This window comes from Streptomyces sp. NBC_01320 (genome assembly GCF_035974375.1).
Classification (GTDB): domain Bacteria; phylum Actinomycetota; class Actinomycetes; order Streptomycetales; family Streptomycetaceae; genus Streptomyces; species Streptomyces yanii.
Window position 1 is genome coordinate 7883272 of the sequence record NZ_CP108390.1, and the last position, 14293, is coordinate 7897564.

Annotated in this window: 14 protein-coding genes; 5 read left to right on the forward strand and 9 right to left on the reverse strand. The window is 70.2% G+C overall.

Features of this window, described 5'->3' with window-relative positions; translation table 11 throughout:
• Positions 1-60: 60 nt before the first annotated feature.
• Both OG395_RS35890 and OG395_RS35895 read left to right on the forward strand, forming a co-directional pair.
• Positions 61-828 carry a class I SAM-dependent methyltransferase gene (locus OG395_RS35890; RefSeq protein ID WP_327246643.1) on the forward strand — a complete coding sequence of 256 codons (768 nt, stop codon included), beginning with the start codon at positions 61-63 and terminating at the stop codon, positions 826-828.
• Complete coding sequence (locus tag OG395_RS35895; RefSeq protein WP_327246644.1) at positions 825-1913, forward strand: prenyltransferase; 1089 nt, start codon at positions 825-827, stop codon at positions 1911-1913. The genes OG395_RS35890 and OG395_RS35895 overlap by 4 nt, the downstream gene beginning before the upstream one ends.
• Positions 1914-1952: 39 nt before the next feature.
• On the opposite strand, the gene OG395_RS35900 is transcribed toward OG395_RS35895, so the two are convergent.
• Positions 1953-2246: a hypothetical protein gene (locus tag OG395_RS35900; RefSeq protein WP_327246645.1), complete on the reverse strand. Its 294-nt coding sequence runs from the start codon at positions 2244-2246 to the stop codon at positions 1953-1955.
• Positions 2247-2396: 150 nt separating this feature from the next.
• Between OG395_RS35900 and OG395_RS35905 the strand changes: the two genes are divergently transcribed.
• Together OG395_RS35905 and OG395_RS35910 are read left to right on the forward strand one after the other, a co-directional pair.
• Positions 2397-2948: a hypothetical protein gene (locus OG395_RS35905; RefSeq protein ID WP_266986177.1), complete on the forward strand. Its 552-nt coding sequence runs from the start codon at positions 2397-2399 to the stop codon at positions 2946-2948.
• A 40-nt stretch (positions 2949-2988) separates the two neighbouring features.
• Complete coding sequence (locus OG395_RS35910; RefSeq protein WP_327246646.1) at positions 2989-3765, forward strand: maleylpyruvate isomerase family mycothiol-dependent enzyme; 777 nt, start codon at positions 2989-2991, stop codon at positions 3763-3765.
• A 9-nt stretch (positions 3766-3774) separates the two neighbouring features.
• Here OG395_RS35910 and OG395_RS35915 read toward each other — a convergent pair whose 3' ends face one another.
• The 8 genes from OG395_RS35915 to OG395_RS35950 form a co-directional block, all read right to left on the reverse strand.
• Complete coding sequence (locus OG395_RS35915; RefSeq protein ID WP_327246647.1) at positions 3775-4788, reverse strand: LLM class F420-dependent oxidoreductase; 1014 nt, start codon at positions 4786-4788, stop codon at positions 3775-3777.
• Between the two features lie 116 nt (positions 4789-4904).
• A complete protein-coding gene (locus OG395_RS35920; protein WP_327246648.1) occupies positions 4905-5693 on the reverse strand; it encodes a hypothetical protein in 789 nt (262 codons plus the stop codon).
• A 242-nt stretch (positions 5694-5935) separates the two neighbouring features.
• Positions 5936-6874: an N-acetylmuramoyl-L-alanine amidase gene (locus OG395_RS35925; protein WP_327246649.1), complete on the reverse strand. Its 939-nt coding sequence runs from the start codon at positions 6872-6874 to the stop codon at positions 5936-5938.
• Positions 6875-6895: 21 nt separating this feature from the next.
• Positions 6896-7483 (reverse strand): class I SAM-dependent methyltransferase, encoded by a 588-nt coding sequence (locus OG395_RS35930; RefSeq protein ID WP_384034252.1) that lies wholly within the window; start codon positions 7481-7483, stop codon positions 6896-6898.
• Positions 7484-7703: 220 nt separating this feature from the next.
• On the reverse strand, positions 7704-9320 hold the full coding sequence (locus OG395_RS35935; RefSeq protein WP_327246650.1) for a chitobiase/beta-hexosaminidase C-terminal domain-containing protein: 1617 nt from the start codon (positions 9318-9320) through the stop codon (positions 7704-7706).
• Positions 9321-9570: 250 nt separating this feature from the next.
• Complete coding sequence (locus tag OG395_RS35940) at positions 9571-10899, reverse strand: M20/M25/M40 family metallo-hydrolase (protein ID WP_327246651.1); 1329 nt, start codon at positions 10897-10899, stop codon at positions 9571-9573.
• Complete coding sequence (locus OG395_RS35945; protein ID WP_327246652.1) at positions 10896-12272, reverse strand: cytosine permease; 1377 nt, start codon at positions 12270-12272, stop codon at positions 10896-10898. The genes OG395_RS35940 and OG395_RS35945 overlap by 4 nt, the downstream gene beginning before the upstream one ends.
• Positions 12272-13225, reverse strand: coding sequence for a DUF1177 domain-containing protein (locus OG395_RS35950; protein WP_327246653.1), 954 nt, complete (start codon positions 13223-13225; stop codon positions 12272-12274). The genes OG395_RS35945 and OG395_RS35950 overlap by 1 nt, the downstream gene beginning before the upstream one ends.
• 155 nt (positions 13226-13380) lie before the next feature.
• On the opposite strand from OG395_RS35950, the gene OG395_RS35955 reads away from it, so the two are divergent.
• Complete coding sequence (locus OG395_RS35955; RefSeq protein WP_266986191.1) at positions 13381-14211, forward strand: IclR family transcriptional regulator; 831 nt, start codon at positions 13381-13383, stop codon at positions 14209-14211.
• Positions 14212-14293 lie beyond the last annotated feature (82 nt).

Genomic DNA, 14293 nt, shown 5'->3' on the forward strand with positions numbered 1-14293 from the left:
CGTCCCCGCCGCCCCTGCTCCCTGACCCCCCTCGACCCCCGACCGCGAAAGCAGGTATTCGTGCTGACCGTGGACTTCACCCGCTTCCCGCTCGCCGCAGGCGACCGAGTGCTCGATCTGGGCTGCGGCGCCGGACGCCACGCCTTCGAGTGCTACCGGCGCGGCGCCCAGGTGGTGGCACTCGACCAGAACGGCGAGGAGATCCGCGAGGTCGCGAAGTGGTTCGCGGCGATGAAGGAGGCCGGCGAGGCCCCCGAGGGTGCCACCGCCACCGCGATGGAGGGCGACGCGCTCAACCTGCCGTTCCCCGACGAGTCCTTCGACGTCGTCATCATCTCCGAGGTGATGGAGCACATTCCCGACGACAAGGGCGTGCTCGCCGAGATGGTCCGGGTCCTCAAGCCCGGTGGCCGGATCGCCATCACCGTGCCGCGGTACGGCCCCGAGAAGATCTGCTGGACGCTCTCCGACGCGTACCACGAGGTCGAGGGCGGCCACATCCGCATCTACAAGGCCGATGAACTCCTGGGCAAGATCCGTGGCGCCGGTCTCAAGCCGTACGGCACCCACCACGCCCACGCCCTGCACTCGCCGTACTGGTGGCTGAAGTGCGCGTTCGGAGTCGGCCGCGACGGCAAGGACGCAGCGCTCCCGGTCCGCGCGTACCACAAGCTGCTGGTCTGGGACATCATGAAGAAGCCGGCCGTCACCCGGGTCGCCGAGCAACTGCTCAACCCGGTCGTCGGCAAGAGCTTCGTCGCCTACGCCACCAAGCCGCACCTGCCCAGGGCCGCCGCCGCGGACGACCTTTCGAAGGCCGAGGCGTGACCACTCCCGAGCAGACCGAACACCTCGTGCTGCCCGGAGTACTCTCCGCCGAGCAGGCCACCGAGACCGTCGAGGCACTGCTCGCCGTGCAGTGCGAGAACGGAGCGCTGCCCTGGTTCCGAGGCCACCACCTCGACCCGTGGGACCACACCGAGGCCGCCATGGCCCTCGACGCCGCGGGTGAGCACACCGCGGCGGAACGCGCCTACGACTGGCTGGCCCGGCACCAGAACGAGGACGGCTCCTGGTACGCCGCCTACCACGACGGCGACCCGGACCGGCCGACCGACCGGGGCCTGGAGTCCAACTTCTGCGCGTACGTGGCGGTCGGCGTCTGGCACCACTACCTCGCCACCGGCGACGACGCGTTCATCGACCGGATGTGGCCGACCGTCTACGCGGCCGTCGAATTCGTCCTGCGGCTCCAGCAGCCCGGCGGCCAGATCGGCTGGAAGCGCGAACCCGACGGAACCCCGGTCGACGACGCCCTGCTGACCGGCTGCTCCTCCATCCACCAGGCGCTGCGCTGTGCACTCGCCATCGCCGAGCAGCGCGAAGAGCCGCAGCCCGACTGGGAGTTGGCGACCGGTGCCCTCGCGCACGCGATCCGCAACCACCCCGAGCGCTTCCTCGACAAGAGCCACTACTCGATGGACTGGTACTACCCGGTCCTCGGCGGCGCGCTCACCGGAACGGCCGCCAAGGAACGGATCGAGGAAGCCTGGGACCGCTTCGTCGTCCCCGGCCTCGGGGTCCGCTGTGTGCTGCCCAACCCCTGGGTGACCGGCGGCGAGAGCTGCGAACTGGCCCTGGCGCTCTGGGTGATGGGTGAGTCCGACCGGGCTCTGGAGATCCTCCAGTCCATCCAGCACCTGCGCGCCGAGGGCGGCATGTACTGGACCGGTTACGTCTTCGAGGGCAACCGGGCGTTCTGGCCGGAGGAGCACACCACCTGGACCGCCGGCTCGCTGCTGCTCGCGGTGGCCGCACTGGGGGGCGACGAGGCGACCACCGCGGTCTTCAGCGGCGAACGGCTGCCGAACGGGCTGGAACCGGACTGCTGCGGCGAGGCTTCGCGCACCTGATGGTCTGCTCGGACCACTGAACGCTTCCTCGCCGGCGGGTCAGTAGCGCCGGATGCGGCTCGCCAGAGCATGTCCGACGAAGAGGTAGACGGCGGCGGCGAGGCCGTATCCGGCGACGACCCGTGCCCACGCCGCGTCGAACGTGAACAGGTCGTACGACCAGCCGGCCAGCCAGCGGGCCGTGCCCCTGACGAAGTCCACCAGGTCGTTGGCCCGGTTCGCGTCCAGGAGGTACATGAGGATCCACAGGCCGATGATGGCGGCCATGACATCGGCCACGACGGCTATGACACGTGCGGCGGTGCTGCTTCTCGTTCCTTTTCCAGGAGGCATGAACACCGGGTTGCCGCTTTCCCCGGCCTGAAACCCGGACGGCGCCTCCCGAGTGGCGCGGCACCCGGGCCGGGATGAGCCTGGCCGGGAGTGCCGGACCGCGTCACTCACCCGCAGAACCCACCGTGTGCCCATTCAGGGAGGCCCGCTGTGCCCAGTTCCGTACCGCTCCGGCGTCTGTTCGTGGCGTTGCTGCTGTCCTGCACCGTGCTGGTGGGCGCCACCGGGTGCGGCGGGGGGTCCAGCAGCAGTTCGAGTTCCTCCCCGACCCCGAGCGGTACGGCGTCCCCGGAGAAGCAGAAGCTCGCGAAGACGCGGTTCGTCGCCAATGCGGGGCTCGCGGCGGGAGCCACGTATCAGTGGATCGTGAAGCCGTACCGTGCGGGCAAGTTCAAGAAGGGCGCCGACGGGCGGAAGACCGCACTGGTCAAGGCGGGGCTCGCGGGCGGGTTCGCGTACAACCGGCTCAAGGCGGCGGCGGAGAACGCCAAGGGCGACCCGCTGCTGTCGAAGGCGGTCGCGCCGCTGACGGCGGGCATCGCATCGCTCAAGGGGCTCGGGACCAAGCTCCGCACGGGCGAGGCGGGCGCGGGGGACGTCGGTGCCTTCGAGAACGTCATCAACGGCATCAAGGACGCGGGCAAGAGCGCGGGCGCCGAGGTGAAGGACAAGGTGCCGTCCACGTCCCAGCTCGGCGGATAACGGGATGTGGGCTGCGAGGCGGCCGCAATAGGGTGCCGCCATGACGCTTCTGGCACATGATCGCTACTGCGACGAAATCGTCCGGCAGACCGATGAGTTGAGGGCGACGCTCAAGGGCGCGGATCTCGCCGCGCCGGTCCCGACCTGCCCCGACTGGACGCTGCGCGAGCTGGCCGTGCACGTCGGCGGCGCCCACCGCTGGGCCGGCGAGATCGTCCGCACCCGGGCGACCGGGCAACTCCCGGACGAACAGGTGCCGGAGTTCACGCCGGACGGCGACGACCCGGCCGTGCTGGACGCCTGGCTGGCCGACGGGGCGGCGAAGACGGCTGACGTGCTGCGCGACGCAGGTCGCGACCGGCAGGTCTGGAGCTGGTCGTGGGACAGGAGCGCCGGGTTCTGGGCGCGGCGCATGGCGCACGAGACGGTCGTCCACCGCGCCGACGCGGTGCTCGCCGTGCGGGCCGACTACGCGGTGGCGCCCGAGCTGGCGGCCGACACGATGGACGAGTGGCTGGAGATCGTCGCCTTCGCCCAGTCCCAGGGGGACCCGGAGGCCGCGGAGCTCCGGGGGGCCGGCCGGTCCCTCCACTTCCATGCCACGGACGTGCCCGGGGCGGAGTGGCTGATCGAGTTCGGCGAGGACGGGTTCGCCTGGCGGCGGGCGCACGAGAAGGCGACCGTCGCGGTGCGCGCGCAGCTGACGGACCTGATGGTGCTGATCAACCGGCGGCTGGACGTGGACAGCGGGCGGGCCGAGGTGCTCGGGGACCGGGAGTTGCTGGACTTCTGGCTGGAGCGGGCGACGTTCCGCTGAGGCGGGCGCTCAGGCGTTGTTGAGGTCTGCCAGGACGCGCAGAGTCTGCGGGTCCGGTGCCGTGACCAGCAGGTCGGTCACCGGGCCCTTCCGCCACAACTCCAGCCGTTCCGCGATCCGTTCACGCGGGCCGACGAGCGAGATCTCATCGGCGAACGCGTCCGGCACGGCCAGCACCGCCTCCTCCTTGCGGCCTTGCAGGAACAGCTGCTGGATCCGCCGCGCCTCCTCCTCGAAGCCCATCCGTGCCATCAGATCGGCGTGGAAGTTACGGGCGGCGTGTCCCATCCCGCCGATGTAGAAGCCGAGCATCGCCTTCACCGGCAGCAGGCCTTCCGTGACATCGTCACAGACGTGCGCGCGGGCCATCGGCGCGATCATGAAGCCGTCGGGGAGCTCGGTCAGCGACGCCTCGTACACATCGGTCCGCAGCGGCGACCAGTACAACGGCAGCCAGCCGTCCGCGATCCGGGTCGTCTGCGCGACGTTCTTCGGGCCCTCGGCGCCCAGCAGTACGGGCATCCCGGCCCGCAGCGGATGGGTGATCGGCTTCAGCGGTTTGCCGAGCCCGGTCGCGTCAGGACCGGTGTACGGATGAGAGTGGAACCGCCCGTCCAGCTCAACAGGGCCATCGCGCCTCAGTACTTGCCGGATGACCTCGACGTACTCGCGAGTGGCGGTCAACGGGCTCTTCGGGAACGGGCGCCCGTACCAGCCCTCCACCACCTGGGGCCCTGACAGCCCGAGCCCGAGCATCATGCGGCCGCCGGAGAGATGGTCGAGGGTCAGTGCGTGCATGGCCGTCGCGGTCGGGGTGCGTGCCGCCATCTGCGCGATGCCGGTGCCCAGCCGGATGCGGGAGGTGTGCGCCGCGATCCAGGTCAGCGGGGTGAAGGCGTCGGAGCCCCAGGCCTCCGCCGTCCACACCGAGTCGTAGCCCAGCCGTTCCGCCTCGCGGGCGAGATCCAGGTGGGCGGGGTTCGGGCCGCGGCCCCAGTAGCCGAGAGCGAGTCCGAGCCGCATACCGGTCCCTCCAGCCATATCGAACTGATGACACATCAGATCGCTTTGTACGGACGGAGAGTACGGCAGCGGCCCCCCGCCCGGAAGGGGCGAGGGGCCGCGGAGCGGGAGTGCTGTCAGCCGCGCTGGATGCCCGTGGTGTCCTGCAGAACGCCACGACGGCCGTCCTGGGTCTGGGCGATGAGGCTCGGACCGCGCTGCTCGACCGCGAGGTACCAGGTGCCCGGTGCCAGTTCGGCGATCGGGCTCGGCGAACCGTCCTCCCCGTAGAGCGGACGGGCCACCGGCACGGCGAACCAGAACGGCGTGAAGTCACCGGCCGGCGCGGCGCCGCCCTGTGGGGCCTGCTGCGCCTGCGCCTGGGCGGGGTCGGGCTGACCGGGCTGCGGCTGGGCACCGTACGGCTGGGGCTGACCCGGCTGCGCACCGTACGGCTGCTGCTGGGCACCCGGGTAGCCGTACCCCTGGCCGGGCTGCGGCTGGCCGCCGTACGGCGCCTGCACGGGCTGCGGGCGCGGGGCGCCCATCAGGGGCGCCTTCAGTGCGGGAACCAGCGGGGTGGCGACCGCGCCGCCGGCCAGCACGAGCGAGGCGATCAGGCCGAGGACGAGACCGGCACCGGCGTCGACCTGGCCGAGGTCGATGATCGTCCAGAAGACGTTCCACGCGGTGAAGACCGTGGCCGCGACACCGAACTGGCCGAGGTCCAGGCCGACGATCTTGCGGGGCTGGGGCTGCGAACGGGAGAGCACGATCAGTGCCGCACCGATCACCCCGACCAGGTAGACGCCGATCGCATTGCCCAGCGAGTCCCAGGCGTTCGGCGCGTCGACGCCGAGGCCGTTGTAGGAGAGGAAATCGAGGAAAGAGGCGATGAACAGCACCACCGCTGCTCCGATCACCACGCCATCGCCTCTAGTGAGCGAGCGGATATTCACGTGAAGGTCCTTAGTCGGTCGTCTCGTCGGGGCGGTCGTCGCTGCCGCCGGTACGGCGGGCACGGTACGAAGCTCGGGGGCGGCTCCCCATCGTACGGATGAATCTATCGTCTGCCCGGGCGGGTTGTGTCCTGGCCCGAACCTTGGACGGTCATCCCCCTGAATAACCCTGCATAACCACCGCACAACCACCGCATAACCAGGGGTGCTTACCCGCGCAGGTAGGAACTGATGCCATCCGCAATGCCCTGTGCGGCCTTCTGGCGCCAGCCCGCGCTGGTGAGCAGGGCGGCGTCCTTCGGATCACGCATATTGCCGCACTCGATGAACACCTTGGGCACCTTGGACAAATTGAGTCCGCCCAGATCCTTACGGGTGTCCAACCCTGTATTGCCGCCCACGTAATTGGAAGGTGCACTTCCGGTAGCCCGGACGAAGAGGCCGGCGATCCGGGTGCCGAGTTCGCGAGACGGTTCGACGATTTTCGAGGTGTCCGCAGCACCGCCGCGTACGAGTGCGGGAAGGATCACATGGAAGCCGCGGTTGCCGACCGCGGAACCGTCCGCGTGCACCGACACGACCGCATCGGCCCCGGCGTTGTTGCCGATCCGGGCCCGCTCGTCGACACACGGCCCGTACGGGCGGTCGTTGTCGTACGTGAGGACCACCTCGGCGCCCTGCGCCTGCAGCAGCGCCCGCAGCCGGTGCGACACGTCGAGGGTGAACTCGGCCTCGGCGTAACCCGAGTCGGTGGACGTACCGGTGGTGTCGCACTCCTTGTGCGCGGTGCCGATGTCCACCTGGCGGCCGATCTCGCGGGTGTGCTCGTGGTTGCGCGGGTTGTGCCCGGGGTCGATCACGACCGTCTTCCCCGACAGCGGCCCGGACACCGTGCGGCCGGCGGACTTCGACGGGGAGGGCGGCACCGAGGTCGTCCTCGCCGGACTGCTCTTCGCGGGCGAAGGCGACAGGGGCGGCGTGGACGACGTGCCACCACCGCCCTCGCGCGGCTGCGCAGCCGCTCCACCGCCGCTGCCACCCCCGCAGCCCGCGATCAGGCACACGCAGCCCAGCGCGGCAGCGGCGAGCAGGGTCCGGCGGCGCCGTGCGGGGCGCGGGGTGGGAGAAACACTGGTGTCGTACGGCACGTCGCGATGCTATCCGGCGGCTCAGATCCCCGTTCCGGTACGGCGCAGGACGCGCAGCGAGTCCGTGACCGACACTTCGGTGAACGCCCCGGACTCCAGCGCCCGCAGATACACCCGGTACGGCGCCTGGCCACCGTGCGCGGGATCGGGGAACACGTCGTGGATCACGAGCAGCCCGCCCTCGGCGACATGCGGCGCCCACCCCTCGTAGTCACCGTTCGCATGCTCGTCGGTGTGCCCGCCGTCGATGAAGACGAAGCCGAGCTGCCCGCCCCAGACGGCCGCGACCTGCGGGGACCGTCCGACGAGCGCCACGACATGGTCTTCGAGGCCCGCCGCGTGCAGCGTGCGGCGGAAGGTCGGCAGCGTGTCCATCCGGCCGACCTCCGGGTCCACGACGGTCGGGTCGTGGTACTCCCAGCCGGGCTGCTGCTCCTCGCTGCCCCGGTGATGGTCGACAGTGAGTGCGGTCACACCGGCCGCCCGGGCGACGTCGGCGAGCAGGATCGTGGACCGCCCGCAGTACGTTCCGACCTCCAGCAGCGGCAGACCGAGCGCGGCGGCGTCGGTGGCGGCCGCGTGGAGGGCGAGCCCCTCGACCACCGGCATGAAGCCCTTGGCCGCCTGGAAGGCGGCGAGAATCTCCGGCTCGGGCTCGGCGGCCACGGGGTTCCTCCTGGTCGTACGGGAATGAAACGGCGCCTCATCGTGCCGTACGGGCCGGTCGGCGCTGTCGGCGGGGTGGCATGTGCCGACAGGGCCGACATCTGGTGCGGCCGCAGGAGCGGTGGGCCCGCCGGCCCACCGCTCCAGGGGGTTTTCCGGCGCGTCAGCGGGTGAACGTCAGCGTCGCGGCCGGGGAGGCGTTGCCGTACGCGTCCACCGCCACGACCCGCGCCTCGTACGCGTGGCCCGCCACCGCGCCCGGGACCGGGATGTCCAGAGTGTTGGGGTGCGGCATGATGTAGAAGTCGGAGAGGACCTTGGACGAGACGGCCTTGGTGCCGGTGGTCGTGTCGGTGATGTCGACCTCGTAGTGATGGACCATCTGGTCGTCCTGGGCCTGCGCGATCCGCACGGCGGTGGCGCCCTCGGGGCCGCGCACCGCTGTCAGCGGCTCGCCGGTGGTGAACTCCGGTGCCACCTTGTTCCGTTCGGCGGCCGTGTACCGGAAGTTGTCCTTGATCTGCTGGTTCGTCGAGCCCTTCAGACGTACCGTCCAGCCCGGACCGCTCAGTGTGCCCGCGCTGGCGTACGGCGGCTGCCAGCTCGCCGACCACTGGCCTCCGGCGTAGATGTCGTGCTGGTCCGCGGCCATGTTGATGCGGTCGATCTCCGTACGGTCCTTGTAGACCTCGACGAAGAGCGCCTGGGCGGTCGGCGACTCGAAGCGGTTGGCGAGGCCCGTCCCGGTGACCATCTGGTAGCCGTGGTCGATCTCGACGTACGACATCGAACCGTCGTTGACCGACGTGAAGTCGCGCTGGTGGATCGACCGGTCGTCGTTGATGTTGAGGTGCGAGTGGCCGCTGAAGAGGATCGCCTGCGGGAAGGCGCTCAGGTCCTCGGCCAGCCGCGGGTTGGACGCCTGCTGGCCGTCCATCGCCGTTCCGGTGGTGGGGCGGTGGCCCTGGACGAGGATCGGCCGGTTGGCGTTCGCCGGGTCAGCGGTGAGCTCGGCCAGGCGGGTCTTCAGCCAGGTGCGCTGCGCGGTGTCGTTGTTGTACGTCTCCGTGTTCACCGTGAAGAGGTGCACACCCTTGACGTCGGACTCGTAGTAGCCGCCGCCGGAGTCCGGGAACCACGCCTTCGGGTAGCCGGCCCGTATCGCGGCGAGGCTCGCGTCGTGGTTGCCGTTGGAGATCAGCAGCTGGGTGCTGTCCATGCCCTTGCGCTTGAGGTTCGCCTGGAAGATCTCCGAGACGATCCTGTGGTCCGGACCCTTGCCGTCGCCGTTGTCGTTGATCATGTCGCCGTTGGACAGGATCGCGTCCGGGTTCGGGAAGATCGAACCGATGGTGTCGAAGAAGCTCTCGTACTTCTTGTCGTTGTGCGCGTGGTCGCCGACGTGGACGTCCGACATGACGACGAACGTGGCGAGCGGCTTCTCCTGCGTCTTGATCAGGTAGCCGTACGAGACGGGCGGGCTCGCCTGACTGCCGTGGAAGGCGACAGCCGTGACGTTGGTGTCCTCGGTGATCCGCAGCGGGCGGCCGGGGGAGTAGACGCTGCTCCCGCGGGTCGGGGTCGAGCCGTCCAGCGTGTAGCGGACGGTGGTTCCGCGCTCGGTGCTGAACTTCAGTGTCACCGCGTGCTCGTACCGCCCACCGGGCGCACTCACACCGGGTGTCGCGGGCGGGTGAGAGGTGTCGGGCTCGGCGTGGGCAGCGGTCGGTGCGGCGAGGGCCGCGGACGCGGCAACGATCACAAGAGGGGTGATTCTCACGGGGGTTCCTTGTCTCTGGCGCGGTCATCATAACGAGTCGGTAACCGGTCTGAACCAAGGACGCTAGGTGGTCACAGGGAGGGGGAGGGGCGCCCCGGCTGACCGTTCCGTGAAGCGGTCGTGAACGTCCGGGTACGGCTCGGGCAGGGCTGCGCTCCATGCCGTACGCCCCCGCCGGAACAGGTCCGGCGGGGGCGTACGAGGGGTGGGCCCGGGTCGGGGCGGCCCCCGGCGGAGCTGCTGGATCGGCTCAGCAGCTCTGCCAGAGTCGGGTCATGACGCGGACCCCGAACCGCAGCCCCTCCAGCGGGACTCGCTCGTCCACGCCGTGGAAGAGCCGGCCGTAGTCCAGGTCGTGCGGCAGCTTCAGGCCCTTGAAGCCGAAGCAGCGGATGCCGAGGTGGGTGAAGGCCTTGGCGTCCGTGCCGCCGGGGTTGCAGTACGGGACCGGGTGTCCGTCCGGGTCCTCGGCGCGTACGGCCTCGCACATCGCGTCGACGAGCGGGCCGTCGAACGTCGTCTCCATCGCGATGTCGTGGTTGACCCACTCGCGGCTGACCGACGGCAGGAGCAACTGGTCGATGGTGTCGATGAGTTCCTGCTCGTGTCCGGGGAGGAACCGGCCGTCGACGCGGGCCGTGGCCTTCCCCGGGATGACGTTCGTCTGGTAACCGGCGCCGAACATGGTCGGGTTCGCCGAGTTGCGCAGGACGACCTGCATGAAGTCGGAGACCGGGCCCAGCTTCGCCAGACTGCCCTCGATGTCGTCCTCGTCGAAGTCGACCCCCTGGAGGCGGGCGGCCTCTTCGAGCAGCGCGCGGACCGGCTCGATCAGGCGGATCGGGAACGTGTGGCGGCCGATCCGGGTCAACGACTCGGCGAGGTCGGTGACCGCGTTCTCGTCGTTGGGGGACGAACCGTGGCCGGCCCGTCCGGTGGCGGTGAGCTCCATCCAGGCCATGCCGCGCTGGGCGTTCTCGATCGGGTAGAGGCGCCGGGTGTCGTCGATGGCGAAGGAGAAACCGCCGCCCTCGCCGATCGCCTCGGTCACCCCGGAGAACAGTTCCGGACGGTGCTCGACCAGCCAGTGCGCGCCGAACCTGCCGCCCGCCTCCTCATCGGCGAGGAAGGCGAGGACCAGGTCGCGGGAAGGCTTCGTGCCCGTGCGGGCGAAGTGCCGAGCAGTGGCGATCATGACCGCCACCGTGTCCTTCATGTCGATCGCGCCGCGGCCCCAGAGGTAGCCGTCGCGGATCTCGCCGGAGAACGGCGGCACCTGCCACTCGGACGCGTCGGCCGGGACCACGTCGAGGTGACCGTGGACCAGCAGGGCGCCGCGCTCAGGGTCGCGGCCGGCGATGCGGGCGACGACGTTGGCCCGGCCCGGGGCGGACTCGACCAGCTCGGAGTCGATGCCCACCTCGGCGAGACGGCCCACCACCCAGTCGGCGCTCGCGCGTTCGTTGCTGGTGGGGTTGGAGGTGTCGAACCGGATCAGTTCGGCGCAGAGGTCGATGACCTCGGCCTGAGCCCGGTCGGACGCCGGGACGAGGGGCGCGGCGGGGTCGGGGGTGGTCATGCTGCTCCCACGGAGGTCGTTGCGCGGGAGGCGGGGACAGCGCTGTCCTCGTCGCCCAGGGTGGAGGTGCCGTACGGCTTGACCCAGCCCAGCAGGCCGAGCACCGCGTACAGCACGAAGGCCGTGCCCAGCGAGTTGAGCGCCGGGATGCCGCCGTCGTAGAACTTGCCGACGCAGAACGCCACGATCCAGATGACTATGGACATCGGCACCCAGGTCGGCGAGGTCCTCGGCAGCGTCTCGGCCTCGCGGGTGTCGTCCAGCGGCTTGCGCATCCTCTTCACGACCCAGTACTCGGCCACGATGATGCCGCCGATCGGCGGGATGGCCACACCGAGGATCGAGAGGAACTCGGTGAAGTGGGTCATGATCCCGATCGCGGACAGGACCGTGCCGGCGATGCCGAGGACGATCGTGACCGCGCCGCGGTGCAGCCGCTTGCCGAAGACGACCTGGAAGAAGTTGACGACGCCGAGCGAGGAGCCGTACAGGTTCCAGTCGTTGATCTTCGCGGTGGACATCAGGACCACGATGACGCCGAAGGCGCCCGAGGTGGAGAGCACGATGTGCGACACCTCGTTGCTCTTGACCAGGTGGCCGAGGAGCACACCGGTCATGCCGACGATGTACTCGGAGAGGATCATCGACGAGGCGCTCTGGATGAAGACGTGCGAGCCCTTGCGGTTGTAGCGGGTCATCTCCGGGGCCACGATCGCGCCGGTCATGAAGCCGCCCGCGATGGCGGTGGCGGCGACGGCGAGCGGGATCGTCTGGCCGGGCGGCGGCGAGTTGATCAGGTCACTGATCGAGTGGTCCTTGAGCGTCGAGACGACGGACCAGGCGACCATCGCGAAGAAGAGCGGGGTGACGATCTTCGCGAAGACCGCCATGTAGCGGAAGCCGAAGATCACCAGGGCGGTGATGGCCATGCCCGCGAGCACGCACCATATCCAGGACGGCCCGCCGACCAGCGCCGAGACGCTGTTGCCGAAGATCGTGTTCTGGACCCCGAACCAGCCGACCAGGCTGACCGCGATGACAAAGCTCACCAGCGCCGAGCCATTGCGGCCGAAGCCGACCCAGCGGGTCAGCATCGGGGTCGCCAGACCCTCGCGCATCCCGGCCAGACCGATCGCGAAGATGACGATCTCCAGGATCACCGCGCCGAGCGTGAAGGCGAGGAAGGCGTTCCCGAAGGTCATGCCGACACCGATGGTGGCGCCGAGCGTGAACTGCGAGATCGAGCCGGACTGGGCCAGCCACTGCAGCAGCATGGACCAGAATCCGAACCTCTTGTCGCGCGGGACGCGCGAGAGGGAGTAGTCGTCGCTGCCGATGCTCTTGGCCTCGGCCTGCGGGGCGGCGGCTGCCATCAGGACTCCTGGGGTGTACGGCCGAAGGTCTGCAGGTGAGCCAGCGACCCGTAGCGGTTGACGAGGTTGTCGAACTCCACCGCGTCGTGGAAGTCCAGGTGGCCACTGCCGTAGGCCTTGGCGACCTCCACGGCGTAGCGGGCGGCGGACGCGATGTCCGTCTCGTGGCTCGCGCCCGTCTGGCAGCCCGGCACCGCGGCGGCCGAGGTGACCGCGAGGCCGACGACCGGAGCGGCCGTCGCGGTGGAGGGCTGCAGGATGGAATTGATGTGATGTGCACCGTTACCGTACGGCGTGATGTCCTGCGTGGTCACCGGGTAGGTGACCAACGGCTCACCGGTGACGACGGCGAGCAGCTCACCGAGCTGCTCGCTGACCCGGAGCACCCACCCCTCCTTGACGGTGGGGGAGAGGGCCAGGCCCTTGTGGTTGATGATCCGGTTGCCCTTGGTGGTGTCGATGGAGAGCACGGCCTCCATCTCGCCGGTCACCTCGTGCCGGTTCATCGTGGCGATGTCCACGGGCGAGCCCATGAACGGCACCGGTTCGTGGGGCTCGGTCGGCGCGTCCGGGCAGATGTGGGTGGCGACGATCACGTCGCCGGGCAGCACATCGCCGCGGCGGCGCATGTCGAGCAGCTTGGCCGCGGTGGCCACGGCGGCTGCCGCGCCGTCGGCGTCGGAGACCAGACCGGTCACCTCGGGCCGGGCGCCGATGCCGCCGAGGCGGCCGACCACACCGAGGGTGCGGGCGCTGCCGCCGGAGGTGCGGCCCTGGCTGCCGGGGATCCTCACGAGCACGAAGTCCGTGGAGCCCCGTTCGCCGGCGACCGTGGTGACCTGCGCGGACGAGCCCTCGGCCCCCGCTACGGAGTCGAGGTACTCGACGACCGTCTTGCCGTTGGCCTGGGGGTCGTCCAGCAGGTCAAGGATGTCCAGCACGTACTTCAACATGGGGGGCCTTTCTCGCGCATCCATCACACCCGTCCGGCGCCCGGCAGGGAGTCACGGGCGCCGGACGGGGTGCTGAGAGCAGATTCGGGATCGGATAGCGTTGAGCGCAACTGTTTCCCGTTATTTGCAATTCAGGTCTGAATGGTGAGATGACGATGGCGGACTTCGATCTGGACCGGCGCACCCCCGCCGGGGCCCTGCAAACCGTCGACCGGGCGCTCCTCGTGCTGCTCGCGTTCGAGCGGACCAGGCCGGACTGGGGTGTGACCGAGGTCGCCGAGGAGTTCGGCTGGGACACCTCGGTGGCCCAGCGGCTCCTCGCGACGCTCGCCGGCCGCGGCTTCCTGGTCTCCGACCCGGCCACCCGCCGCTACCGCATCGGCCCCGCCGTGCTGCGGCTCGGCCGGCTCTGGGAGCGCTCCGGATCGCTGGAACTGCTCGCCGGGCCGGTCCTGGAGGAGCTGCGCCGGGCCACCGGTGACACCGTCCTGTTCTGCCTGCCGGACAGCTTCCACATGCGGTGTGTGGCCGCCGAGGAGGGCGAGACCGGACCGCTGCGCTACTACCCCCTGGTCGGCGAGCTCTACCCGGCGCACGCCGGGGCGACCAGCAAGTCGTACTACGCCTACCTGCCCGATGAGCAGCGCCACCGGCTGTTCCGCGGCCGCCCCATGGCCCGCTTCACCGAGCGGACCGTCACCGACCCGGACCAGCTGGAACAGGAGTTCCTGAAGGTCCGTGCCCAGGGGTACGCCTGCACCGTCGGGGAGTACGACACCGGGATCGCGACCGTCGCCGTTCCGGTGTTCCTGGGGCGCGAGCCGTACGGGAGCCTCAGCCTCGGCGGTGGCGAGGAGCGGTTCCGGGGGGCGCCCGAGGACCGGCTCGACGCCCTGCGCCAGGCGGCCCAGCTCCTGGAGCAGAGGCTCACCCACCCACCGCAGCGCCCGAAGCCGCGGGCCCGCCGCCCCCGTACCACCGACTGACCCGCCCGAACGTCCGGGTCACCGGGATACCGGTGCCCCCCGAGTCACCCGAACCGTCCGAATCACCTGAGTCGTCCGAGGA

Coding starts and splice junctions, on each gene's coding strand:
- OG395_RS35900 (WP_327246645.1), bottom strand. CDS start 2,246: ATGCCTCCTGGAAAAGGAACGAGAAGCAGCACCGCCGCACGTGTCATA.
- OG395_RS35910 (WP_327246646.1), top strand. CDS start 2,989: ATGACGCTTCTGGCACATGATCGCTACTGCGACGAAATCGTCCGGCAG.
- OG395_RS35915 (WP_327246647.1), bottom strand. CDS start 4,788: ATGCGGCTCGGACTCGCTCTCGGCTACTGGGGCCGCGGCCCGAACCCC.
- OG395_RS35930 (WP_384034252.1), bottom strand. CDS start 7,483: ATGCCGGTGGTCGAGGGGCTCGCCCTCCACGCGGCCGCCACCGACGCC.
- OG395_RS35940 (WP_327246651.1), bottom strand. CDS start 10,899: ATGACCACCCCCGACCCCGCCGCGCCCCTCGTCCCGGCGTCCGACCGG.
- OG395_RS35945 (WP_327246652.1), bottom strand. CDS start 12,272: ATGGCAGCCGCCGCCCCGCAGGCCGAGGCCAAGAGCATCGGCAGCGAC.
- OG395_RS35950 (WP_327246653.1), bottom strand. CDS start 13,225: ATGTTGAAGTACGTGCTGGACATCCTTGACCTGCTGGACGACCCCCAG.
- OG395_RS35955 (WP_266986191.1), top strand. CDS start 13,381: ATGGCGGACTTCGATCTGGACCGGCGCACCCCCGCCGGGGCCCTGCAA.